The following is a 24,866-nucleotide window of genomic DNA, read 5'->3' as shown; positions in this document are numbered from 1 at the left end:
TGATCCACATGCTGGTAGCCGCCGCCGTGTGCCCCTGTCCGCCGCTGCTCGTCCCCGAGGTCGCCGCCGGGGCCGCGCCCGAGCTGGACGCCCTGCGCACGGCCTGCGACGAGGCGCTGGCGGCGCTGGTCGCGGCCGGGCCGCAGCTGGTCGTGGTGGTCGGCACCGGGCCGACGGCCGAGGTCTGGACCGAGGGCGGAGCCGGCTCCTTCCGCCGCTACGGGGTGCCGCTGGTCGCCAAGCTGCCCGGCGACCGGGTCGAGGGGCCGGAGCTGGCCCCCTCGCTGACCGTCGGCGCCTGGCTGCTGGAGCGCGCCGGGGTGACCCTGCCGACGCACGCCTGCGCGGTGCCCGCCGACGCCCCCGCCGACCGGATGCTCGGCCTCGGCCAGGGCCTGGCCGGCCTCGCCGAGCGGGTCGCCCTGCTGGTGCTCGGCGACGGCAGCGCCTGCCGCTCGGTCAAGGCGCCCGGCTACCTGGACGAGCGGGCCGAGGGCTTCGACACCGCCCTGGCCGCCGCCCTGGGCACGGCCGACCTGCCCGCCCTGGCCGCGCTGGACCCGGGGCTGGCCGCCGAGCTCAAGGCCGACGGCCGGGCGCCCTGGCAGGTGCTGGCCGGCGCCGCGGAGGGCGCCGGCCTCACCGGGCGGCTGGGTTACCAGGAGGCGCCGTACGGGGTCGGGTACTTCGTGGCGTCCTGGTCCTAGCCGGCCGGGGCCGCCGGACCGGGACTCCCGGCCGTCGGGGCTCCCGGTCGGGGCCGCCGGACCGGCCAGGACCGGGACCGCGGGGTCAGGACCGCGGGGGCTGCCCCTCGTCGCCCGGCTTCGGCTTCTGGGCGAAGTCGCCGACCGCGTCCTTGGCCTTCTCGGCGCCGTGCTCGATCTTGTCGCTGTACTTGCCCTTGGTCGCCTTGTCGATGGCCCCGCCGGCCTTGTCCACGGCCTTCTCGATCTGGTCGCTGTGCTTGTTTGCGAACTCGCCGGCCTTGCCCTTGAGCTCCTCGGCCTTGCCCTTGAGGTTGTCCATCAGGCCCATGACGATCTCCTTCATCCGCTGTTCCCCGCACAACGAGCGGGCCGGGCAAAGCGTTCGCAAACCGGGCCCAACCGGGGAAACGGCCGGAAAATGTCCGGGAAACAGTCATATCGTCGCGCAGTCGCGGGCCGGTGGCAGCCCGGTCCCCGGTGGCCCGGCGGTTTTGGGAGACTGGAACGGTGAGCAGCTCCCGTACCCCGCATGTCGCCCCTCCCCGTGTGGTCTGCGTCGTCGGCGCGACCGCCGCCGGCAAGTCCGACCTGGCCGTCGCCATCGCCCGCAGCCTCGACGGCGAGGTGATCAACACCGACTCGATGCAGCTGTACCGGGGCATGGACATCGGCACCGCCAAGCTCACCACGGCCGAGCGCGGGGGAGTGCCGCACCACCTGCTGGACGTCTGGGACGTCACCGAGGCCGCCAGCGTCGCCGAGTACCAGCGGCTGGCCCGGGCCGAGATCGACCGGCTGCTCGCCGCCGGCCGCACGCCCGTCCTGGTCGGCGGCTCCGGGCTGTACGTCCGGGCGGCGATCGACGAGATGGAGTTCCCGGGCACCGACCCGGAGGTGCGGGCCCGGCTGGAGGCCGAGCTGGAGCTGGTCGGCCCGTACGCGCTGCACGGGCGGCTGGCCGAGCTGGACCCGGCGGCCGCCGAGGCGATCCTCGTCAGCAACGGCCGGCGGATCGTCCGCGCCCTGGAGGTCATCGAGATCACCGGGCAGCCGTTCACCGCCAACCTGCCGAGCAACACCGCCGTGTACGAGGCGGTGCAGATCGGCGTCGCCGTGCCGCGCCCGGAGCTGGACGAGCGGATCGCGCTGCGGGTCGACCGGATGTGGGAGGACGGGCTGCTGGACGAGGTGCGGGAGCTGGAGAGGGCCGGGCTGCGCGAGGGCAGGACCGCCTCCCGGGCGCTCGGCTACCAGCAGGTGCTCGACCACTTCGCCGGGGAGTGCACCGAGGACGAGGCCCGGGCCGAGACCGTCCGGGCGACCAAGCGCTTCGCCCGGCGTCAGGAGTCCTGGTTCCGCCGCGACGACCGCATCGAATGGCTCTCCCGGCCGGCCGGAACCGACCCCGTCGAGCTGCTGGAACGATCCCTCGAACTGATCGGCCGTCAGGCGGTTCCGGCCGTACAGGACGGGTTTTTGGCCAATCCGGCGGTGCACCTGCGCGCGCAGGCGACCGTGCAGGACGAACCGGCGGTCACGGCCCGATCACGTGATGGCCACGGATCACCCGTCGACCCCGGTCAGGCCCGGAACGCCTCTCTGGACATGCCATCATCGATGCCGTAGGGGTCGGCCGAACGGGCCGACCGTGCCCGGCCGCGAGTCCGCTCGTGTCGAACTGTCAGGGGAGGCCGTGTGTCGACGGGTACCGGCCCCGAATCCGGCCAGGGCGGAAGTGTCACCGCGCCGGCCGAGGAGTTCGACGAGTCGACGATGGGTGACCTCCCCGTGCTGACCGGACTGGAGGCACCGACCTCCTACGCGGCCGCGGTGCCCGCCCTGGACACCCGCACGCCGCCCGACGCTGCGGTGCACGAACGGGAGATCCGTCCGCTGCGCCGGCTGCGCTGGTGGCAGACGCTGCCGATCGCCCTGCTGGGCACCCTCGGCTCGCTGATGTTCGCCTTCCCGCTCGCCTTCGGCTCGGCCGGGGCGCGCGCCACCATGGTCGGGATGCTCGGGCTGCTGTTCACCGCCGCCTCGATGGGCTGGGGCGCGATGGCCGCCCGGCACGCCGGCTACACGTGGCCGGGACTGCCGCGGCGGGGCTCCGGGCAGCGGGCTGGCTGGAAGGCGATCGTGGTCTACACCCTGATCGCGCTGGCCGCCTGCGCGCTCGCGGTCTGGCGGGTCGCCTACCTGCGCTGAGCGCCGCCCGCCCGGAGCACCTCCGCCCCGGGCGCCTCCCGCTCCGGGAGGCTCCCGCCCCGAGCGGGCGGGTCGCCGCTCAGTACCATCGGAGGGGTGAGCGCATCCTCTTCCCAGCAGGGCGGCATCCCCTTCTTCAAGGGGCACGGCACCCAGAACGACTTCGTCATCGTCCCGGACCCGGACGGTGCGCTGGAGATCGGTCCCGAGACCGTCGCCGCGCTGTGCGACCGGCGGGCTGGCCTCGGCGGGGACGGGCTGCTGCGCGTGGTGCGCGCCGCCGCCGACCCGGCGGCCGCGGCGATGGCCGACCGGGCCGAGTGGTTCATGGACTACCGCAACTCGGACGGCAGCGTCGCCGAGATGTGCGGCAACGGCCTGCGGGTCTTCGCCCGCTTCCTGGTCGAGGCCGGCCTGGCCGAGCCGGGCGAGCTGGCCGTCGCCACCCGCTCCGGGGTGCTCACCGCGAAGGTCGCCGAGGCCGCCGAGGACGGCACGCCCGGCGACGTCACCATCGACATGGGCCGGGCCCGGCTGCCCGGGCCGGACGGCATCGAGGTCGCGGTCGGCGAGCGGCGCTGGCCGGCCCTGAACGTCAACATGGGCAACCCGCACGCGGTGGCCTTCGTGGAGAGCCTGGACCACGCCGGCGACCTGTTCGCCGCGCCGCTCACCAGCCCCGCGAGCGCCTACCCGGAGGGCGTCAACGTCGAGTTCGTGGTGGACCGCGGGCCGCGGCACGTCGCGATGCGGGTGCACGAGCGCGGCTCGGGCGAGACCCGCTCGTGCGGCACCGGCGCCTGCGCGGTGGCGGTGGCGGCCATCCGCCGGGACGGCGCCGACCCGGCGGTCACCGGCGAGTCGGTCGCGTACACCGTGGACGTGCTGGGCGGGCGACTGGTCATCACCGAGCACCCGGACGGCCGGGTGGAGATGACCGGGCCGGCGGTGATCGTGGCCGAGGGGCGGCTGGACGGGCGTTGGTGGGAGTCGGTGCGCTGAGGCCTGCGGCCCGGTTTGCCCAATTCGTGTGGTGACGAATCCCCCCGATCGGGTGATACCGGTCGCGGACGGGAATCAGGGCGTCGCGGAACGTGCTCTGCTCGGTAGCATGGACCACCGGGTCGATCACCCCATGGGGAGGGGTGTCGAGATCACCCCCTCGGACGGGGCGGCGCCCGGCGACCGTTGCCGGAGGTGCCGATGACCATCGAAGCCGGGCAGTCCCTGACGGGGCAGCCGACGACCGTACGGCAGGCCGGGGCCAGGCGGCCCCTCGGGGAGCTCGGCCGGGCCGCTCTCGGCCGGGCCGGGCGGGCCGCGTTACTGGCCACCGGCAGGCCGCCGGTGCCGGACGCCCTGGAGCCGCTCGTCCAGGTCCACCGCCGGCACCACCCGCAGGCCGACCTCGGCCTGCTCGCCCGGGCGTACCGGCTCGCCGAGGCCAGCCACCGCGGCCAGAAGCGCAAGAGCGGCGAGCCGTACATCACCCACCCGCTGGCCGTGACCATGATCCTGGCCCAACTCGGCGCCGGGACGACGACCCTGGTCGCCTCGCTGCTCCACGACACGGTCGAGGACACCGAGTTGACGCTGGACCAGGTGGGCGCCGGATTCGGGCCCGAAGTCGCCTACCTGGTCGACGGGGTGACGAAGCTGGAGAAGGTCGACTTCGGCGCCGCCGCCGAGGCCGAGACCTTCCGCAAGATGCTGGTCGCCACCGGGGACGACGTCCGGGTGATGGTGATCAAGCTGGCCGACCGGCTGCACAACATGCGCACCATCCGGCACATGAAGCCGGCCAGCCAGGTGCGGATCGCCAAGGTCACCCGGGACGTGCTGATCCCGCTGGCCGAGCGGCTCGGCATCCAGGTGCTCAAGGCGGAGCTGGAGGACATCGTCTTCGCCACCCTGCACCCCGAGGAACACGCCCGCACCCGCGCCCTGATGACCGGTCACGAGGCCGAGCCGGACACCCTGCTGGAGCCCTTCGCCCGGCAGCTGGCCCGCCAACTGGCCGAGGCCGGGGTGACCGCCGAGGTGACCGTCCGCCCCCGGCACTGCGTCTCGCTGCACCGGGTGCTGCTCCGCCGGGCCGCCGTGCCCGGGCCGGACGGCCGGCCGCAGGGGCCGCGGCCGGCCGACTTCGGGCGGCTGCTGGTGGTGGTCGAGGAGAACGCCGACTGCTACGCCGTGCTCGGCGAGCTGCACACCTGCTGGACGCCGCTGCCCGGGGAGTTCAAGGACTTCGTGGCCGCGCCCAAGTTCAACCTCTACCAGTCGCTGCACACCGCCGTGGCGCTCAGCGGCGGCGCGGTGGTCGAGGTGCTGGTCCGCACCCGGCGGATGCACGAGGTGGCCGAGACCGGGGTGGTCGCGCTCGGGGACCCGTCCCCGGCCGGCGCCGTGCAGGACGCCGACGAGCTGGACCGCACCGACCCGGCCCGCCCGGGCTGGCTCAGCCGGCTGCTGGAGTGGCAGCAGGAGACGCCCGATCCGGACGCCTTCTGGTCCGCGCTCACCGCCGACCTGGCCGGCGACCGCGAGATCACCGTGGTGACGGAGAGCGGCGAAACGCTTCAGCTGAGGGCCGGCGCCACCTGCGTGGACGCGGCCTACCTGCTCGGCGAGGAGACCGGCCACCGATGTATCGGGGTGCGGGTCAACGGGCGGCTCACCGCCCTGTCCACCGTGCTGGAGGACGGCGACCAGATCGCGGTGCTCACCGAATCCCTCCCGGCCGGCGGCGGCCAGCCCTCCGGCCCCGCCCCCGAGTGGCTCGCGCACGCCCGCACCCCGGGCGCCCGGCTGGCCATCGAGCGCTGGCTGGCCGACCACCCGGCCCGGCAGCCGGTGGTCCGCACCGGCCCGACCGGAGGCCAGCCCGCCCCGCCCGGGCGCCCGACCGCCGAGCGGCGGGCCGCCCCGGTCACGGTGGCCGGACGGCCAGGGGCGCCGGTCCGGCTGGCGCGCTGCTGCACCCCGGTGCCGCCGGACGAGGTGGCCGGCTACCCGATCCGCGGCGGCGCGGTCGCGGTGCACCGCACCGGCTGCCCGGCGGGGGAACGGATGCGCGCGGACGGGCGGGCCGAGCTGGAGGTCCGCTGGCGGCCGGAGGACGCCCCGGCGACCGGGCACCGGGTCACCCTGCGGGCCGAGGCGCTGAACCGGCCCCGGCTGCTCGCCGACCTCACCGCCGCGATCTCCGGAGCCGGCGCCGGCGTCGGCATCGTCTCGGCCGAGGTCGAGCCGCCGCAGGAGTCCCGGGTCCGGCACACCTACACCGTCGAACTGCCCGAGCCGGCCGCCCTGCCGCGGCTGATGCGGGCGATGCTCAAGGTCTCCGGGGTGTACGACGTGAGCCGCCCGCAGGCCCCGGACGGCGGCCGGGAACCGGGGGAGCGGCCGCTCGGCCCGGCGGCCCGCGGGAAATGGGGATGACCGGCCCGCGCCGGGCGTGCGACCATCATGGGGAATTCACGGCCGGTCCACGGCGTTGTCCGGGCACAGGAGCCCGGGTCTCACCCGAGGACCCGAGGGGCAGCTCACCCCCGCCCGGACGGTAACCGGGGCGGCAGCTGGGCAGACTCCGTACGGGACCGCGGCAGCGGTCCCCGAAGGCCACCCGTACCAGCGAGCCAAAGGACAGAATGACCTCCACGTTCGACACCCGCGACCACGCCGACGCTCCGCGCCGCCTCGACGGTCTGCGGGCGGAAGCCCTCATGGACGAGGACCTCGCGGCCATCGACGAGGACCTCGGCCACCACTACGACGGCGACCAGTACGACCGCAGCGAGCGAGCCGCCCTGCGCCGTGTCGCCGGCCTCTCCACCGAACTCGAAGACGTCACCGAGGTCGAGTACCGCCAGCTCCGCCTGGAGCGCGTGGTGCTCGTCGGCGTCTGGACGGACGGCACGCTGGAGGAGGCGGAGAACTCGATGGCCGAGCTCGCCGCGCTCGCCGAGACGGCCGGCTCCCAGGTGCTGGACGGCGTCATCCAGCGCCGCGACAAGCCCGACGCGGCCACCTACATCGGCTCCGGCAAGGCGAAGGAACTGCGCGACATCGTCGCCGCCAGCGGCGCCGACACCGTCGTCTGCGACGGTGAGCTCACCCCCGGCCAGCTGATCCACCTGGAGGACGTGGTCAAGGTCAAGGTCGTCGACCGGACGGCCCTGATCCTGGACATCTTCGCCCAGCACGCCAAGTCCCGGGAGGGCAAGGCGCAGGTCTCGCTCGCGCAGATGCAGTACATGCTGCCGCGCCTGCGCGGCTGGGGCCAGTCGCTGTCCCGGCAGATGGGTGGCGGTGGCTCCGGCACCTCGGGCGGCGGCATGGCCACCCGTGGTCCCGGTGAGACCAAGATCGAGACCGACCGGCGCCGGATCCGCGAGAAGATGGCGAAGCTCCGCAAGGAGATCGCCGACATGAAGAAGGGCCGCGACACCAAGCGCCAGGAGCGCAAGCGCCACCAGGTGCCGTCCGTGGCCATCGCCGGGTACACCAACGCCGGCAAGTCCTCGCTGCTCAACCGGCTCACCGGTGCGGGCGTCCTGGTGGAGAACTCGCTGTTCGCCACCCTGGACCCGACCGTGCGCCGGGCCGAGACTCCCAGCGGGCGGCTCTACACCCTGGCGGACACCGTCGGCTTCGTCCGGCACCTGCCGCACCACCTGGTCGAGGCCTTCCGCTCGACCATGGAGGAGGTCGCCGACGCCGACCTCATCCTGCACGTGGTGGACGGCTCGCACCCCGAGCCGGAGACGCAGCTGGCCGCCGTCCGCGAGGTCATCGTCTCGGTCGACGCGCAGAACGTGCCGGAGATCGTGGTGATCAACAAGGCGGACGCCGCCGACCCGCACGTGCTCCAGCGCCTGCTGCGCCGCGAGCCGCACGCCATCGTGGTGTCGGCCCGCAGCGGCGCGGGGATCGAGGAGCTGCTGCAGCTCATCGACGACGAGCTGCCGCGTCCGGCGGTCGAGGTGCGGGCCCTGGTGCCCTACACCCAGGGCGCACTGGTTTCCCGGGTGCACGCCGAGGGGGAGCTGATCTCCGCCGAGCACACCGGCGAGGGCACCCTGCTGCACGCCAAGGTGCAGGCCGAGTTGGCCGCCGAGCTGGAGTACTTCGCGGTGGCCCTGCAGGGCTGAGGCCGGAGCCGACGGAGGGCCCCGGGACGGTTCGCCGTCCCGGGGCCCTTCCCGTTGCCCCCGCAGGGGCTACCGGACGTTCTTGGCGAAGTAGTCGAAGGCCTGCTTCGCCTGGTCGTGCAGGGAGGGTCCGGCCTGGTAGCCGGCCGGGTTGCGGTTGCCGACCGCGCCGACGCTGATCAGGTTGGGCTTGCCGTCCCTGATGACGAACCAGCCGCCGCCGGAGGCGCCGGCCGTCATGGAGCAGCCGATCACGTACATCGGCGGGCGGGTCCGGTCGAAGGAGAGCCTCCCGGGCGCGGCCGGGGAGTCGCAGTGTTCGAGCTCCAGGCCGTCGAACGGCCGCTCGGCCGGGTAGCCGTAGGCGGCGGCCGCGGTGATCTGCTCGCGCGGGGCGTTGAACCAGATCGGCACCGAGCCGCCGACCGTCTCCTCCAGGGACCTGCCGGAGCCGTCCTCGCCGCGCACCCGCAGCACGCCGTAGTCGTACTGGTTGCGGGCACCGACGCCGCTCTCCTGGCGCCAGGTCGGCGAGACCAGCGCGCGCACCGCCGTCCACCGGCCGTACGGGGCGGCCTGCTGGTCCGGGTTCGGCTTGCCATGGACCACCCGGCCGTCCCGGTTGAAGGCGGGGACGAAGACCAGGTTCTTCAACCAGCCGCCGCCCTTGCCGTCGTGCAGGCAGTGCGCGGCGGTGTAGACGAGGTTGCTGCGGCCGGGGTTGACCGGGTCGGAGACCACGGTGGCGGAGCAGGCCGCGTCGCCCTGCGGCGTGGTCATGAAGAGCCGGCCGACCACCGCGCCGGCCTGGGCGTACGGGTGCGGCAGCGGCTGGGCCGGGACGGCGGCCGGCGGGGCGTCCTGTTCGACACCGGCCGCCGCGGGGGCGGTCAGGGAGTACTCCGGGGTGGGCCGGGGCTTGGCGGTGTCCATCCGGGCGGCCGTCCAGAAGCCGGGCGCCGCGTCGCCGGCGAAGGCGCTGTCGGCGACGTAGCGGTCCCAGTCCTCCACCTTCCAGCCGGTCAGGTCGCCCAGGCTGGTGGGCGCGGAGCGGGGCAGGGCGAGGGGCGCGGTGGCGGGCCGGGCCGGGCCGTCCGGGCCGCATCCGGCGGCGCCCAGCGCGAGCGCGGCGAGCAGCGCGGCGCCGGCCGTCGCGGCCCGGCGCCGCCGGCTGGTGGTTGTCGGCATGCTGGCTCGTCCCCCGTGCTGTGCTGGTGGTCCCGTACCGCCCCCCGCCGGCGGCTGCTTCCCTCGTACGGCTGCTACTTCTTGGAGATCCAGTCCAGTGCCTGCCGGGCGACCGCCTCCAGGTAGGGGCCGCTCAGCGAGGTGTGTTCCTGGGTGCCGATCGAGGTGTTGCTGACCAGGGCGGTCCTGCCGTCGGGCATGGTGGCGAACCAGCCGCCGCCACTGGCGCCCTGGGTCATGGTGCAGCCGATGGTCAGCATCGTCGGGCGCTTGGCGTCGAAGGAGAGCCGGGTCGGCTTGCCGCCGTCGCACTTGTACAGCTCCTGGCCGTCGAACGGCTTGACGAGCGGGTAGCCGACGGCCGAGACCTTGAGCTGGTCGCGCGGCGCGTCGAACCAGACCGGAACGGCCGAACCGACCGTCTCCTCCAGGGACTTGCCGGTGTCGTTCTGGTTGCGCACGCGCATCACCGCGAAGTCGTACTGGTTGGCGGCGTCGCCGCTGCCGCCGCCCTCGACCATCCACTGCGGCGAGGCGGTGACCTGGTCGGCCCACCAGGTGCCCAGCGGGGCCAGCTCGGACAGCGGGGCCCGCTTGCCGCCGCTGGAGGCGCCCGAGTTGTTGTAGGCGGGCACGAAGACCAGGTCCTTGAAGAAGTTCCCGCCCTTGCCCTCGTGCACGCAGTGGCCGGCCGTCCAGACCAGGTTGCTCTTTCCCGGGTGCTGCGGGTCGGTGATCACCGTCGCCGAGCAGTTGCCGCGGCCGCCCTGGGCGGAGAAGAACACCTTTCCGGAGGGCTGCTTCGTGTACGGGCGGGGCATCGCCAGGGCCTTGACCACCGGGGGCTCGGGGTCGGTCACGCCGTCGTCGGTGGACGGCGCGGGGGTGGCGGGGGCGGGCTTGGCGGCGGGCGGGGCCGGCTCGGCGGGCTTGGAGTCGCCCATCTTGTCCGGGTCCCAGAAGTCTTTCACCACCGGGTTGTTGAAGACGTGCTTGGACGCCCACTTGTCCCAGTCCTCGAACTTCCACTTCTTCAGGTCGTCCCAGCTCCTGGGCAGTCCCTCCAGCAGGCTGGTCGGCAGCCCGGACGGGAGGGTGATTCCGCCGATCGCCCCGCCCGCGCCCGCGCCCGCGGCCTGGGCCGCCGCGGAGGAGGGCGGCGGCGCGGGGCTGGTCCCGCCGCCCGCCGGGCCGTCGGGCCCGCAGGCGCTCACGGCGAGCAGGGTGCCCGCGGCCAGGGCGGCGGCCAGGGCTGACCGGTGGATCGTTGGCATCTGTGCGCTTCCCCCTGTGCTCGGGCGGTGGGTGCTGGGCGGTGCCGGGTCGCCGAGTGGTCCCGGCTCGCCGGACGGTGCCGCGGCGGGCGGCCGCACACCGGGGCGGTGGGTGCCCGGCCGGTTCGCGGTGCGGCGGTCCGCCGTTCTGGAGTCTTCCATCGCGCAGAAGGACGGCGGTGCCCGCCCCCCGGGTTGCGGTGCCGGCCGGAGGTCACCGATCCGTGATCCGGGCCCGGCCGGTGCACCGGCCCAGCAGGGCATCCGGCCCCGGATGTGCACAATCGCCGATTCTCACCCGGACGAGTGAGCGCTCCTTGTGATCACCCGTCATGGATAGGTAACCCTTACCTGACGCGACGGTGCGAGTGCCCGCCGATCCCCTCCACCACAGTGCGCGTCCGCACCCCCACGCGCCCCAAGGAGCAGCCTTGAGCACCGCCCTCACCGGAGCCCCGCCCGTACCGCCGCCCACCGTGGCACGGGCCTTCGGACACGACCTGCTGCTGCACCCCGACCCGGCCGTCGCCGCCGAACAGGCCGGACTGGAGGCCCTGCTGCGCTGCTGGACGCGGGAGACCGGAGCCCGGCCCGGCCCGGACGGCCGACTGCGGATCGCCGTCCTCGGCGGGGCCGCCCGGCTCACCGCCCCGGTCCGCTACTGGTCGCCCGGCGGCTGGCACCGCTTCGGCCCCGCCACCCTCGCGGCCGGCGAGGGCGGCGCCGAGGCCCCGGTGGACGCCGTCACCGCCGCCGCGCTGCTCGCCGCCGCGGCCGCCGAACGGCCCGACCCCGGGCAGGTCGCCGACCTCGCCGGCCGGGTCGCCGACTCGGTCGTGCGCACCGCCGAGATCCTCGCCCACCGCCGCACCGCCGCCGTGCCCGGCGGGCCGGAGCGCTCGCACTTCCTCGCCGCCGAACAGTCCCTGCTGCTCGGCCACCCGCTGCACCCCACGCCCAAGAGCCGCGACGGCCTCGGCCCCGCCCAGAGCGCCGCCTACTCGCCCGAACTGCACGGCTCCTTCCAACTGCACTGGTACGCGGTGGACCGCGAACTGCTCGCGGCCGGCTCCGCCGTCGCCGAGAGCGCCGAGCAGCTCACCGCCGGCCTGCTCGACGGCGGCCCGGCGCTGCCGCCCGGCACCGCCGCCGTACCGCTGCACCCCTGGCAGGCCCGCGAACTCGCCCACCGCCCGGCCGTCGCCGCACTGCTCGCCGACGGGCTGCTGCACGACCTCGGCCCGGCCGGCGAGCCCTGGTACCCCACCTCCTCGGTGCGCACCGTCTACCGGCCCGGCACCCCGTGGATGCTCAAGCTCTCGCTCGGCCTGCGGATCACCAACTCCCGCCGGGAGAACCTGCGCAAGGAACTGCACCGCGGCCTGGAGATGCACCGGCTGCTGGAGAGCGGGCTGGCCGCCGAGTGGCGGGCCGCCCACCCCGGCTTCGACATCGTCCGCGACCCGGCCTGGATCGGCGTCGACCACCCCGACCTCGGCGACCCCAACGGCCTGGACACCGTGCTGCGCGCCCAGCCCTTCGCACCCACCGACCGCGTGCTGTGCGTCGCCGGGCTGGTCGCCGAACAACCGCTCGGCGGCGGCGACACCGTGCCCTCCCGGCTCGGCGACCTCCTGCGGGCGCTGGCCCTGCGCTGCGCCCGCCCGCTGCGGACGGTGGCCGCCGAATGGTTCCTGCGCTACCTGGACGCGGTCGTGCTGCCCATCCTCTGGCTGGACGGCCGGGGCGGCATCGCCCTGGAGGCGCACCAGCAGAACAGCCTCGTGCTGCTGGACGCCGAGGGCTGGCCGTGCGGCGGCCGCTACCGCGACAACCAGGGCTACTACTACCGGGAGAGCGCCGCCGGCGCGCTCGCCGCCCGGCTGCCCGGGCTCGGCACGGACAGCGACACCTTCCTGCCGGACGAGGTGATCGACCACCACTTCGCCTACTACCTCGGCATCAACCACGTGCTCGGCCTGATCGGCGCCTTCGGCTCCCAGCGGCTCGCCGACGAAACGGTGCTGCTGGCGGCGCTGCGCCGGTTCCTGGCCGGTCCGCGGGCCGCCGCCACCGGCTCGGCGCTGCCCGCCCTGCTGCTGGACGCGCCCACGCTGCCCTGCAAGGCCAACCTGCTCACCCGGATCAACGGCATGGACGAGCTGGTCGGCCCGGTCGCCAGCCAGTCCGTGTACGTGGACATCCCCAACCCGGTGGCGGGCGCCTGATGCCGTACGAGCTGCCCGGGCGGGCACCGGTGCCCGCCCCGGTGGGCGAGTTCCGGCTCGGTCCGGTGCCCGCCCCGGTGGGCGAGTTCCGGCTCGGCCCGGTGCCCACCCCGGTGGGCGAGTTCCGGCTCGGCCCGGTGCTGCTGCCCGCCGACCTGGCGCTGCTCACCGGCTGGATGAACGACCCGGAGGTCGACGCCTTCTGGGAGCTCGCCGGGCCGCCGGAGGTCACCGAACGGCACGTCCGGGCCCAGCAGGACGGCGACGGCCGGAGCCTGCCCTGCCTCGGCCTGCTCGACGGCGAGCCGATGAGCTACTGGGAGGTCTACCGCGCCGACCTCGACCCGCTCGCCGCGCACTACCCCGCCCGGCCGTACGACACCGGCGTGCACCTGCTGCTCGGCCCCGCCGCCAGCCGCGGCCGAGGGCTGGGCGCCGTCCTCCTCGCCGCCTTCGCAGAATTGATTCTTCGTGGGAATCCGCGCTGCGAACGGGTGGTGGCCGAGCCGGACGTCCGCAACCGGCGGTCCGTCCGGGCCTTCGAACGGGCCGGATTCCGAGCCGCCGCCGAACTCGACCTGCCCGGCAAGCGCGCCGCCCTGATGGTCCGCGACCGGGCCGACGGGCCCGCCGCGCAGGCCCAACTCCCCGCCTAGGAAACCCCTGTGGACACCTCGACACCCCCCGCGTACGACCTGCTCGGCGTCGGCATCGGCCCGTTCAACCTCTCCCTCGCCGCGCTCGCCGAGCCCGTCCCCGGCCTGCGCACGCTCTTCTGTGACCAGCGCCCGGAGTTCCGCTGGCACCACGGGATGCTGGTGGACGGGGCCCGGATGCAGGTGCCGTTCCTCGCCGACCTGGTCTCCCTGGTCGACCCGACCAGCCCGTGGTCCTTCCTCAACTACCTGCGCGACCAGGACCGGCTCTTCCCGTTCTACTTCGCCGAGCGCTTCCAGCTCCCGCGCCGCGAGTACGACCACTACTGCCGCTGGGCCGCCGAACGGCTGGCCGGCTGCCGCTTCGGCACCGAGGTCACCGCCCTGCACTGGGACGCGCCCTGGTACCGCGCCGAGCTGACCGACACCGCGACCGGCCGGCGCTCCGAGGTCAGGGCCCGCAACCTCGCCCTCGGCGTCGGCACCCGGCCGGTCCTCCCCGAGGCCTTCGCCGCGCTGGCCGGACACCCGCGCGCCTTCCACTCCGCCGAGTACCTGGACCGCCGCGCCGACCTGGCCGGCGCCCGGGACATCACCGTGATCGGCAGCGGACAGTCCGGCGCCGAGGTCTTCCTCGACCTGCTCCGGCGCCACGAGGGCGACGGCGTCCGGCTGCGCTGGCTCACCCGCACCAGGGCGCTCGCCCCCATGGAGTACTCCAAGCTCGGCCTGGAGCACTTCACCCCCGACTACACCCGCTACTTCCACGGCCTGCCCGGCCCCGTCCGGGACGCGCTGGTCGCCGCCCAGTGGCAGCTCCACAAGGCCGCCAGCACCGAGACCCTCGCCGAGATCCACGACCACCTCTACGAGCGCACCATCGGCCGCCCGATCGACACCGCCCCGGTCGAGATCACCCCCGGCACCGCCGTCACCGCCGCCCGACCGGGCCCCTGCGGCGGCCTCGAACTGCACTGCCGGCACACCGACTCCGGCGCCGAGCACCTGCTGCGCACCGACGCCCTGGTGCTCGCCACCGGCTACCGGGCGGCCCGCCCGGCCGCCCTCGAACCGCTCGCCGAGCTGATCGACTGGGACGAGGCCGGGCGCTACCGGGTCGACCTGGACCACCGGGTCGCCACCCGCCCCGAACTCACCGGCGGGCTGTACGTCCAGAACGCCGAACTGCACACCCACGGCGTCGGCACCCCCGACCTCGGACTCGGCGCCCACCGGGCCGCCGTGATCCTCAACGCCGTCACCGGGCGCACCGTCCACCGGCTGCCCGACCGCACCGCCTGGACCGGCTTCGCACCGCCCGTACCCGCCCCCGACCCCGCGTCCCACCACCGGACCCCCGTCGTCCCCCGCCCCCAGGAGTTGACCCGTGCCGCAACCGTCGGCCGCTGAACCGCCGCTCCACCTGCCCCCGCACCTCACCGCCGGGCACTGGCAGCGGGCCGGCCGCGCCCTGCTGGCCAAGATGCTGGGCGAGTTCGCCTACGAGGACCTGCTCCGGCCCGTCCCCGGCGAGGTGCCCGGCGAGTACCGGCTGGAGCTGCCCGAGGCCGAGTACCGCTTCACCGCCCGGCGCGGCGCCTACGACAGCTGGCAGGTCGACCCCGAGTCCGTCCGCTGCACCCGCCCGGACGGCCTGGACCCGCTGCGCTTCCTCCCGTACGCCCGGCAGACCCTCGGCATGCGCGGCGAGACCACCGGCCACCTGATCCGCGAGCTCTGCGCCACCCTGACCGCCGACGCCCGCCAGCTCGCCACCGCGCTGACCGCCGCCGAACTCGCCGACCTCGACCACGCCGCCCTGGAGGGCCGGCAGACCGGCCACCCCTGGATCGTGCCCAACAAGGGCCGGATCGGCTTCTCCGGCACCGACGCCGCCCGCTGGGCCCCGGAGGCCCGCAGCCCCCGCCCGCTGCCCTGGATCGCCGTCCACCGCCGGCTCGCCGAGTACCGCGGGGTGCCCGGCCTGGAACGGCCCGAGCAGCTGTACGCCCGCGAGCTGGACGACGTCGACGCGCTGCGCGCCGCGCTCGGCCCGGACGCCGGGGACTACCTGCTGCTGCCCGTCCACCCCTGGCAGTGGGACGAGACGATCCTGCCGCTGTTCGCCCCCTGGATCGCCTCCGGCGAGATCGTCCCGCTGCCCTCGGACGGCGACCCACGGTTGCCCCAGCAGTCCATCCGCTCCTTCTTCAACACCGCCCACCCCGAGCGCTGCACCGTCAAGCTGCCGCTGTCCGTCCTGAACACCCTGGTCTGGCGCGGCCTGCCGGTCGAGCGCACGCTGGCCGCGCCCGCCGTCACCGCCTGGCTGCTCGGGCTGCGCGACGCCGACCCGTACCTGCGCGACGAGTGCCGGGTGATCCTGCTCGGCGAGATCGCCTCCGTCACCGTCGACCACCCGCTCTACCGCGAGCTGCCCGAGGCTCCGTACCAGTACAAGGAGCTGCTCGGCGCGATCTGGCGCCAGCCGCTCGGCCCCTTCCTGGACGGCGGCGAGCGGGCCCGCACCCTGGCCGCGCTGCTGCAGACCGGCTCCGACGGGCGGGCGCTCGCCGCCGAGCTGATCGACCGCTCCGGCCTGCGCCCCGGCGACTGGACCGCCCGGCTGTTCGCCGCGACGATGCCGCCGCTGCTGCACTTCCTCTACCGCTACGGGCTGGTCTTCTCCCCGCACGGCGAGAACGCGATCGTGGTCTTCGACCCGTCCGACGTGCCGGTCCGGCTCGCGGTCAAGGACTTCGTGGACGACGTCAACCTCAGCGCGCAGAGCCTGCCCGAACTGCACGCGCTGCCCGCCGAGGTCGCCGAGGTGCTGCTGCGGGAGAGCCCGCAGGGACTCTGCCAGTTCATCCACTCCGGGCTCTTCATCGGCGTCTTCCGCTACCTCGCCCCGCTGCTGGAGGCGCAGACCGGACTGCCCGAGACCGAGTTCTGGGCGCTGCTGCGCGCCGAGGTGCTGCGCTACCAGGACCGCTTCCCCGAGCTGGGCGAGCGCTTCGAGCTGTTCGACCTGTTCCGCCCCCGGATCGACCGGCTCTGCCTCAACCGCAACCGGCTGCTGCTGGACGGCTACCAGGACCGCCCGCACCGCCCGCACGCCGCCCGGCACGGGACCGTGCCGAACGCGCTGGTCGCGGTGGACGTGCGACTGCCCGGGCAACGGGACCGGATTGTCACCCCCGCCCCGTAGGGTGGGAGGGTCATGACGAACGACTCCGAATCCCAGCCCGCGACGGCCCTCGGCGACGAGGCCGAGGAAGCCGTCGCCGTCCCGCGCTCGCGGATCCCCGAACTGCTGCACGCCGCGGTGGCGGCCGTCGGCGGCGCGGAGCGCCCCGGTCAGGTCCGGATGGCCGAGGCCGTCGCCGACGCCGTCGACCACGGCGAGCACCTGCTCGTCCAGGCCGGCACCGGCACCGGGAAGTCCCTGGCCTATCTGGTGCCCGCACTCGCCCACGGCGACCGCGTGGTCGTCGCCACGGCCACCCTGGCGCTGCAACGCCAGCTGGTGGAACGGGACTTGCCGCGCACCGTCGAGGCGCTGCACCCCGTGCTGCGCCGTCGGCCGCTGTTCGCGATGCTCAAGGGCCGCTCCAACTACCTGTGCCTGCACCGGGCCAACGAGGGCACCCCGAGCGACGAGGGCGAGGGCCTCTTCGACCCGGTGGACGCGCTCGGCGGGCCCACCGGGAAGCTCGGCAAGGACGTGCTGCGGCTGCGCGACTGGGCCGACGAGACGGACACCGGGGACCGCGACGACCTCAGCCCCGGCGTCTCCGACAAGGCCTGGGCCCAGCTGTCGGTCACCTCCAAGGAGTGCCTGGGCGCCACCCGCTGCCCGTACGGGCAGGAGTGCTTCGCGGAGAAGGCGCGGGAGCGGGCCAAGCTGGCGGACGTCGTGGTCACCAACCACGCGATGCTCGCGATCGACGCGATCGAGGGCGCGCCGGTGCTGCCCGAGCACGGGCTGCTGATCGTGGACGAGGCGCACGAACTGGTCAACCGGGTCACCGGCGCGGCCACCGCCGAGCTGACCGTCGGGGCGGTCAACCGGGCGGTCAAGCGGGCCGCGCGGCTGGCCAACGAGAAGGCGGTCGACGCGCTCCAGGCCGCCGCCGAGAACTACCACGGCCTGATGGAGACCGCCCAGCCCGGCCGGGTCGAGGAACTGCCCGAGTACCTGGCGTACGCGGTCACCGCGATCCGGGACGCCTCCCGCCAGGTGATCAGCTCGCTCGGCGAGACCAGGGACAAGGGGCTCAGCGACGAGGACGCCGTCCGCAAGCAGGCGATGGCCTCGGCCGAGGCGCTGCACGAGACGGCCGAGCGGCTGCTGGAGGACTCCGAGTACGACGTGGTCTGGATCGAGCGCAGCGACCGCTACGGGCTGGGCACCGCCTCGCTGCGGGTCGCCCCGCTGAGCGTCTCCGGGCTGCTGCGCGAGGGGCTGTACAAGGAGCGCTCGGTCGTCCTCACCTCGGCCACGCTCAAGCTCGGCGGGGACTTCAACGGCGTCGCCGCCTCCGTCGGCCTGCCCTCCGAGACGCGGCTGCCGGACGTCCGCACCGCCGGGGACAACCCGGAGCCCGGCCCGGCCTTCGGCGAGGACGCGGTGCCGCACTGGCGCGGGATCGACGTCGGCTCGCCGTTCAAGTACCCGAAGCAGGGCATCCTGTACGTCGCCAAGCACCTCGCCGACCCCGGGCGCGATCCCGAACGGCCGGACATGCTGGACGAGTTGGCCGAGCTGATCGGTGCGGCCGGCGGGCGGACGCTGGGGCTGTTCTCCTCGATGCGGGGCGCCCAGACGGCCGCCGAGGCGATGCGCGAGCGGCTGGACCAGCGCGTCCTGCTGCAGGGCGAGGACACCCTGGGCGAGCTGATCCGGGAGTTCGCCTCGGACGCCACCACCTGCCTGTTCGGCACGCTCTCGCTCTGGCAGGGCGTGGACGTGCCCGGCTCGGCCTGCCAGCTGGTCGTGATGGACCGGATCCCGTTCCCCCGGCCGGACGACCCGCTGATGAGCGCCCGCCAGAAGGACGTCGAGCAGCGCGGCGGGAACGGCTTCATGGCCGTCGCGGCGACGCACGCGGCGCTGCTGATGGCGCAGGGCGCGGGCCGGCTGGTGCGCGCGGCCGACGACCGGGGCGTGGTCGCGGTGCTGGACCCGCGGGTGGAGACCAAGCGGTACGGGAGCTTCTTCCGGTCCTCGATGCCCGAGTTCTGGTACACCACGGACCGCAACCAGGTGCGCCGCTCGCTGGCGGCGATCGACGCCTCGGCGGCGCCGGTGCGGCCGGTGGTGAAGCGGGGCTGAGGGCCCCGGCCCTCGGGCCCCGGCGTTCCGGGCCCAGGGGCCGAGGGTTGCCGGGCCGCAATGCCGGAGGGGCTCCCCGCACGAGCGGTGGAGCCCCTTCCCGGTGCCGTCGGTCGCGGCACGGGAGCTCAGAGGCGGCGCAGGACCGCGACGACCTTGCCCAGGATGGTCGCGTTGTCGCCGTTGATCGGCTCGTACGCCGAGTTGTGCGGCATCAGCCAGATCCGGCCGTCCTCGCGCTTGAGCCGCTTGACGGTGGCCTCACCGTCGATCATCGCGGCCACGATGTCGCCGTTCTCGGCGACCGGCTGGCGGCGCACGGTGACCCAGTCGCCGTCGCAGATGGCGGCCTCGATCATCGAGTCGCCGCGCACGGTGAGCGCGAACAGCTCGCCCTCGCCGACCAGCTGGCGGGGCAGCGGGAAGACGTCCTCGACCGTCTGCTCGGCCAGGATCGGCCCGCCGGCGGCGATCCGGCCGACCAGCGGGACGTAGGAGGTGGACGGGCGGCCGGCCGTCTCGGCGGTGTTCGGGCGGGCCACCTCGACGCCGCGGACCTCGTAGGCGCGCGGGCGGTGCGGGTCCCGGCGCAGGAAGCCCTTGCGTTCCAGGGCCATCAGCTGGTGGGCCACCGAGGAGGTGCTGGACAGGCCCACGGCCTGGCCGATCTCGCGCATGGACGGCGGGTAGCCGCGGCGCTGGACGGAATCCCGGATGACCTCGATCACCCGGCGCTGGCGCTCGGTGAGACCGGCCTCGTCGGTGCGGATCCCGGGGGGGCGGCCGGGCATCGCGCGGGCGGGGGCGGGATGGCCGTCGTCCAGGGTGGCGGAGTGTTCGATCGGCTGGTCCGGAACGCGGGCCGTTCCGGACAGGGCCGCGCCGGGGAGACGGTGGTCTTCGCTACGGTCCATGCTGATGTCCAGACCCTGTTGATTCGTGGTGCGCTGCCCCACCTTGAACTGGGAGTGTTCCTGCACCGGGATGGTGTTGCTTTCGATCGTGTTCACGGCGGCCCCTCTCGACGGCTGTCCTCTCCCCTTTTCCAGCCCAACGCGCCTCCTATCGAAAGGTTGCGCCAAACACACGTTCGAGTGAATTATTCGGGAGTTGACTGACTCGATCAAGGCTTTGTTGTACATCGAGTAAATGTTCGAGCAGAACTCGACTCCGGCAGTCTAATCGGCGCCGTCGCGGCATCGACACGCCATGGTGCTCACCTCCCCCGGACTCCTAGATGTAGTGGCTACAGTCATCATCCGTGCCCAGTACTAGTGGTCACCCCGCATGATCGGCTTGCCCAGGCCGGGGGCACATCGCATAGACTCAAGAGGTCCGAACGTTCTGCCAGGGAGGGATCCCGAGGTGCACTGCCCCTTCTGCCGGCACTCCGACAGCCGTGTTGTCGACAGCCGGACCACCGAGGACGGCAGCTGCATCCGCCGCCGTCGGCAGTGCCCGGACTGCGGCCGCCGCTTCACCACGGTGGAGACGGCCGCGCTGATGGTCATCAAGCGCAGCGGCGTCACCGAGCCGTTCTCCCGGCAGAAGGTCATCACCGGCGTCCGCAAGGCCTGCCAGGGCCGCCCGGTCACCGAGGACGCGCTGGCCCAGCTCGGGCAGCGGGTCGAGGAGTGCGTGCGCGCCAGCGGCAGCGCCGAGCTGACCACCCACGACGTGGGGCTGGCCATACTCGGCCCGCTCAAGGAGCTCGACGTGGTCGCCTACCTGCGCTTCGCCTCCGTGTACCAGGCGTACGACGGACTTGAGGACTTCGAGGCCGCCATCGCGGAACTCCGCGTCGAACGGCCCCGCGCCCCCGAGACGGACGACACCCCCGTGTCCGTCTCCGCCGCCGCGCCCTAGCGGGCGCCGGCACCGGGCCCCGGGCGGGCCCCGTCGCACCACCATGGCCCCGCGGGGCCCACGCGTGCCCGAAAACGGGGCACAGAACACTACAAACCGTGCGTAAGCAGGCAAGGTCTCCGCCTGCCCGCACACCGGAAGAACGAACCAGCAGTGCCCGGACTTTTCAGGGCACTTCGGGCGTTTGCCCAGGAGGAGGAGCGAGAAGTGACAGACACCACGAGCGGTTCGGCGCGCGGGTCGAAGTCCGAGAAGGCCGCGGTCAAGGGCGCCAAGGCCCCGAAGGGCGGCCTCCCGATGGAGCGCATCTACACCACTCCTGGCGTGCACCCGTACGACGAGGTCCGCTGGGAGCGGCGTGACGTCGTCATGACCAACTGGCGCGACGGCTCGATCAACTTCGAGCAGCGCGGCGTCGAGTTCCCCGACTTCTGGTCGGTCAACGCCGTCAACATCGTCACGTCCAAGTACTTCCGCGGCGCCGTCGGCACCCCGCAGCGCGAGTGGAGCCTGAAGCAGATCATCGACCGCGTGGTGCTCACCTACCGCGCCGCCGGTGAGAAGCACGGCTACTTCGCCACCAAGGACGACGCCGAGATCTTCGAGCACGAGCTGACGCACGCCCTCCTCCACCAGGTGTTCAGCTTCAACTCGCCGGTCTGGTTCAACGTCGGCACCAAGCAGCCCCAGCAGGTCAGCGCCTGCTTCATCCTGTCCGTCGACGACTCCATGGAGTCGATCCTCGACTGGTACAAGGAAGAGGGCATGATCTTCAAGGGCGGCTCCGGCGCCGGCCTCAACCTCTCCCGGATCCGCTCCTCCAAGGAACTGCTCTCCTCCGGCGGCAACGCCTCCGGCCCGGTCTCCTTCATGCGCGGCGCCGACGCCTCGGCCGGCACCATCAAGTCCGGCGGCGCCACCCGCCGCGCGGCCAAGATGGTCGTCCTCGACGTGGACCACCCGGACGTCGAGGCCTTCATCGAGACCAAGGTGAAGGAGGAGGAGAAGATCCGCGCCCTGCGCGACGCGGGCTTCGACATGGACCTCGGCGGGGACGACATCACCTCCGTCCAGTACCAGAACGCCAACAACTCGGTCCGCGTCAACGACGAATTCATGACCGCCGTCGAGAACGGCACCGAATTCGGCCTGCGCGCCCGGATGACCGGCGAGGTCATCGAGACCGTCGACGCGAAGAAGCTGTTCCGCAAGATGGCCGAGGCCGCCTGGGCCTGCGCCGACCCCGGAATCCAGTACGACACCACCATCAACCACTGGCACACCTGCCCGGAGTCCGGCCGCATCAACGCGTCCAACCCCTGCTCCGAGTACATGCACCTGGACAACTCCAGCTGCAACCTCGCCTCGCTGAACCTGATGAAGTTCCTGCGCGACGACGACTCGTTCGACGCGGCGGCCTTCGCCAAGGTCGTCGAGCTGGTCATCACCGCGATGGACATCTCCATCTGCTTCGCGGACTTCCCCACCGAGAAGATCGGCGAGACCACCCGCGCCTACCGCCAGCTCGGCATCGGCTACGCCAACCTCGGCGCCCTGCTGATGGCCACCGGCCACGCCTACGACAGCGAGGGCGGCCGCGCCCTGGCCGGCGCCATCACCTCGCTGATGACCGGCACCGCCTACCGCCGCGGCGCCGAACTCGCCGGTGTGGTCGGCCCGTACGACGGCTACGCCCGCAACGCGGCCCCGCACCAGCAGGTCATGAAGCAGCACGCCGACGCCTCGCTGGACGCCGTCTCCCACGACGACCTGGACGCCCCGGTCTGGCTGGCCGCCAACAAGACCTGGCAGGACGTGCTGCGCGTCGGTGCGCAGAACGGCTTCCGCAACGCCCAGGCCTCGGTGCTCGCCCCGACCGGCACCATCGGCCTGATGATGGACTGCGACACCACCGGCGTCGAGCCCGACCTGGCCCTGGTCAAGTTCAAGAAGCTGGTCGGCGGCGGCTCGATGCAGATCGTCAACGGCACCGTCCCGCGCGCCCTCAAGCGCCTCGGCTACCAGGACGAGCAGATCGAGGCGGTCGTCGCCCACATCGCCGAGCACGGCAACGTGGTGGACGCGCCCGGCCTGAAGGCCGAGCACTACGAGGTGTTCGACTGCGCGATGGGCGAGCGCTCCATCTCGCCGATGGGCCACGTGCGGATGATGGCCGCGATCCAGCCCTGGATCTCCGGCGCCATCTCCAAGACCGTGAACATGCCGGCCGCCGCGACCGTCGAGGACGTCGAGGAGATCTACTTCGAGGCGTGGAAGATGGGCGTCAAGGCGCTCGCCATCTACCGCGAAAACTCGAAGGTCGGCCAGCCGCTCTCGGCCAAGAAGAAGGACTCCGAGGAGAAGTCGGCGCAGGCCGAGGCTCCCACCGTGGTCGAGAAGGTGGTCGAGTACCGCCCGGTCCGCAAGCGTCTGCCCAAGGGCCGCCCGGGCATCACCACCTCCTTCACGGTCGGTGGCGCCGAGGGCTACATGACCGCCAACTCCTACCCGGACGACGGTCTGGGCGAGGTCTTCCTGAAGATGTCCAAGCAGGGCTCGACCCTCGCGGGCATGATGGACGCCTTCTCCATCGCCGTCTCGGTCGGCCTCCAGTACGGCGTGCCGCTGGAGACCTACGTCTCCAAGTTCACCAACATGCGCTTCGAGCCGGCCGGCCTGACCGACGACCCGGACGTGCGGATGGCGCAGTCGATCGTCGACTACATCTTCCGCCGCCTGGCACTCGACTTCCTGCCGTTCGAGACCCGTTCGGCGCTCGGCATCCACTCCGTCGAGGAGCGCCAGCGCCACCTGGAGACGGGCTCGTACGAGCCGCTGGAGGCCGAGGAGCTCGACACCGAGTCGCTCGCCCAGTCCGCCCCGGTCGCCGCCAGGCCGGCCGTGGTCCCGGCCCCGGCCGTCGAGGCGCCCAGGACGGCCCCGAAGCAGGCCCACAACTCCACGGAGCTGATGGAGATCCAGCTCGGCCTCAACGCCGACGCCCCGCTCTGCTTCTCCTGCGGCACCAAGATGCGCCGCGCCGGCAGCTGCTACCTCTGCGAGGGCTGCGGCTCCACCAGCGGCTGCAGCTGATCACGCTCGACCCCGGTTTCACCCGATGAGGTGAAAACCTGAGGCGGGGCGAGGACTTCACGGTCCTCGCCCCGCCTTTTTCGTGTTCCCGGGAATGCCGATGTCACGTTCGGGGGTGGTGTCCGGTCCACAGGGGGTGACGGGTTCTGCCGAGAAGGAGTGGTGCGGTGATGGGAACGGTGCTGGTGACCGGGGCGACGGGGACGCTCGGGCGGGAGGTGGTGCGGCTGCTGGTGGCGCGCGGGGCGGCGGTGCGGGGGCTGAGCCGGCGGGCGCGGGCCGGGGGCGACGGGGTCGAGTGGGCGGTCGGCGACCTGGTGAGCGGCGCCGGGATCGCCGAGGCGATGGCCGGGGTCGAGGTGGTGGTGGACTGCGCGACCACGCAGAAGAAGGAGGACCTGGCCGGGGTCCGGACGCTGGTGGCGCGGGCCCGGGAGGCCGGGGTGCGGCACCTGGTGTACGTGTCGATCGTCGGGATCGACCGGGTGCCGATCTCGTACTACAACACGAAGCTCGCCTGTGAGCGGGTGGTGCGGGAGTCGGGGCTGGGCTGGACGGTGCTGCGGGCGACGCAGTTCCACGACCTGGTACTCAGGTTCTTCGACGCCTCCGTGAAGCTGCCGGTCTTCCCGGTGCTGAGCGGGACGGCGTGCCAGCCGGTGGACGTGCGGGAGGTGGCGGCGGCGGTCGCGGACCTGGTGGGGGAGGAGCCGGCCGGCTTCGCGCCGGAGGTGGGCGGCCCGCAGGTGCGTTCGTACCGGGAGCTGGCCGAGGCCTACCTGCGGGCGGCGGGCAGGCGCCGACTGCTGCTGACGCTGCGCGTGCCGGGTGCGGCCGGCCGCGGGTTTCGGGCGGGCGGCAACCTGACGCCGGACCGGGCGGTGGGCCGGGGGACCTTCGAGGAGGCGCTGGAACGGCGGTTCGGCCGCCGCTGAGTTCGGCGGCGGCCGACAGGGGCTGTCCTTCGGGGTGTGAACCGTGGCACGCGGGTGGGCGGCGGGGGTGTCGCAGTGTGGTGTGGACGGTGTGAAAGCAGGAGATTGGCCGTCAACTGGCCACTTGAGGCCTATGTCTGAATCGATATGATCGGCCGAAAGCGTGAACCGATCAGACGCCCGGAGACGTTTCATAACGTCGCCGGGCGGTCCGGTA

General features: G+C 73.5%; 17 protein-coding genes and 1 pseudogene. 14 read left to right on the top strand and 4 right to left on the bottom strand.

Features of this window, described 5'->3' with window-relative positions:
* Window positions 1-8 precede the first annotated feature (8 nt).
* The gene (locus ACWGKU_RS06650) at window positions 9-707 is read left to right on the top strand and encodes a class III extradiol dioxygenase subunit B-like domain-containing protein (RefSeq protein WP_401043903.1); all 699 of its coding nucleotides are present in this window, start codon (window positions 9-11) and stop codon (window positions 705-707) included.
* 85 nt (window positions 708-792) lie between these two features.
* Here ACWGKU_RS06650 and ACWGKU_RS06645 read toward each other — a convergent pair whose 3' ends face one another.
* Window positions 793-1,053 (bottom strand): antitoxin, encoded by a 261-nt coding sequence (locus ACWGKU_RS06645; protein ID WP_401043901.1) that lies wholly within the window; start codon window positions 1,051-1,053, stop codon window positions 793-795.
* Window positions 1,054-1,217: 164 nt separating this feature from the next.
* Here ACWGKU_RS06645 and miaA point away from each other — a divergent pair.
* The 5 genes and pseudogenes from miaA to hflX all read left to right on the top strand — a co-directional run.
* Window positions 1,218-2,156, top strand: a pseudogene (gene miaA, locus ACWGKU_RS06640) (tRNA (adenosine(37)-N6)-dimethylallyltransferase MiaA); the annotation flags it as partial.
* Window positions 2,157-2,405: 249 nt separating this feature from the next.
* The gene (locus tag ACWGKU_RS06635) at window positions 2,406-2,918 is read left to right on the top strand and encodes a hypothetical protein (protein WP_401043898.1); all 513 of its coding nucleotides are present in this window, start codon (window positions 2,406-2,408) and stop codon (window positions 2,916-2,918) included.
* A 96-nt stretch (window positions 2,919-3,014) separates the two neighbouring features.
* Window positions 3,015-3,920 carry a diaminopimelate epimerase gene (gene dapF, locus ACWGKU_RS06630; RefSeq protein ID WP_401043895.1) on the top strand — a complete coding sequence of 302 codons (906 nt, stop codon included), beginning with the start codon at window positions 3,015-3,017 and terminating at the stop codon, window positions 3,918-3,920.
* Window positions 3,921-4,121: 201 nt separating this feature from the next.
* On the top strand, window positions 4,122-6,359 hold the full coding sequence (locus ACWGKU_RS06625) for a RelA/SpoT family protein (RefSeq protein ID WP_452177367.1): 2,238 nt from the start codon (window positions 4,122-4,124) through the stop codon (window positions 6,357-6,359).
* Window positions 6,360-6,568: 209 nt separating this feature from the next.
* On the top strand, window positions 6,569-8,071 hold the full coding sequence (hflX, locus tag ACWGKU_RS06620; protein ID WP_401048534.1) for a GTPase HflX: 1,503 nt from the start codon (window positions 6,569-6,571) through the stop codon (window positions 8,069-8,071).
* 69 nt (window positions 8,072-8,140) lie between these two features.
* Here hflX and ACWGKU_RS06615 read toward each other — a convergent pair whose 3' ends face one another.
* Entirely contained in the window at window positions 8,141-9,259 is a 1,119-nt protein-coding gene (locus ACWGKU_RS06615; protein WP_380540165.1) for a trypsin-like serine peptidase, read from the bottom strand.
* A 74-nt stretch (window positions 9,260-9,333) separates the two neighbouring features.
* Entirely contained in the window at window positions 9,334-10,533 is a 1,200-nt protein-coding gene (locus tag ACWGKU_RS06610) for a trypsin-like serine peptidase (protein ID WP_401048536.1), read from the bottom strand.
* Between the two features lie 368 nt (window positions 10,534-10,901).
* On the opposite strand from ACWGKU_RS06610, the gene ACWGKU_RS06605 reads away from it, so the two are divergent.
* The 5 genes from ACWGKU_RS06605 to ACWGKU_RS06585 are packed head-to-tail and all read left to right on the top strand — an operon-like array spanning window position 10,902 to window position 18,755.
* Complete coding sequence (locus ACWGKU_RS06605; RefSeq protein ID WP_401048538.1) at window positions 10,902-12,761, top strand: IucA/IucC family protein; 1,860 nt, start codon at window positions 10,902-10,904, stop codon at window positions 12,759-12,761.
* On the top strand, window positions 12,761-13,417 hold the full coding sequence (locus ACWGKU_RS06600) for a GNAT family N-acetyltransferase (protein ID WP_452177368.1): 657 nt from the start codon (window positions 12,761-12,763) through the stop codon (window positions 13,415-13,417). The genes ACWGKU_RS06605 and ACWGKU_RS06600 overlap by 1 nt, the downstream gene beginning before the upstream one ends.
* Before the next feature lie 9 nt (window positions 13,418-13,426).
* Entirely contained in the window at window positions 13,427-14,827 is a 1,401-nt protein-coding gene (locus ACWGKU_RS06595) for a lysine N(6)-hydroxylase/L-ornithine N(5)-oxygenase family protein (protein ID WP_401048540.1), read from the top strand.
* Window positions 14,805-16,628, top strand: a complete 1,824-nt coding sequence (locus ACWGKU_RS06590; RefSeq protein WP_452177369.1) for an IucA/IucC family protein — start codon at window positions 14,805-14,807, stop codon at window positions 16,626-16,628. Before ACWGKU_RS06595 ends, ACWGKU_RS06590 begins: the two co-directional genes overlap by 23 nt.
* Before the next feature lie 12 nt (window positions 16,629-16,640).
* On the top strand, window positions 16,641-18,755 hold the full coding sequence (locus ACWGKU_RS06585) for an ATP-dependent DNA helicase (RefSeq protein ID WP_401055405.1): 2,115 nt from the start codon (window positions 16,641-16,643) through the stop codon (window positions 18,753-18,755).
* A 128-nt stretch (window positions 18,756-18,883) separates the two neighbouring features.
* Here the strand turns inward: ACWGKU_RS06585 and lexA are convergent, their stop codons facing one another.
* Window positions 18,884-19,546: a transcriptional repressor LexA gene (gene lexA, locus ACWGKU_RS06580; RefSeq protein WP_359907136.1), complete on the bottom strand. Its 663-nt coding sequence runs from the start codon at window positions 19,544-19,546 to the stop codon at window positions 18,884-18,886.
* Between the two features lie 574 nt (window positions 19,547-20,120).
* Between lexA and nrdR the strand changes: the two genes are divergently transcribed.
* The 3 genes from nrdR (at window position 20,121) to ACWGKU_RS06565 (ending at window position 24,649) form a co-directional block, all read left to right on the top strand.
* Complete coding sequence (nrdR, locus tag ACWGKU_RS06575; RefSeq protein ID WP_401055850.1) at window positions 20,121-20,621, top strand: transcriptional regulator NrdR; 501 nt, start codon at window positions 20,121-20,123, stop codon at window positions 20,619-20,621.
* 207 nt (window positions 20,622-20,828) lie between these two features.
* A complete protein-coding gene (locus ACWGKU_RS06570) occupies window positions 20,829-23,714 on the top strand; it encodes a vitamin B12-dependent ribonucleotide reductase (RefSeq protein ID WP_452177370.1) in 2,886 nt (961 codons plus the stop codon).
* Window positions 23,715-23,884: 170 nt separating this feature from the next.
* Window positions 23,885-24,649, top strand: coding sequence for an SDR family oxidoreductase (locus ACWGKU_RS06565; RefSeq protein ID WP_401046362.1), 765 nt, complete (start codon window positions 23,885-23,887; stop codon window positions 24,647-24,649).
* Window positions 24,650-24,866: the final 217 nt, after the last annotated feature.

This window comes from Kitasatospora sp. NPDC054768, from assembly GCF_053612025.1.
This window is presented reverse-complemented; position numbering and strand designations above follow the sequence as displayed.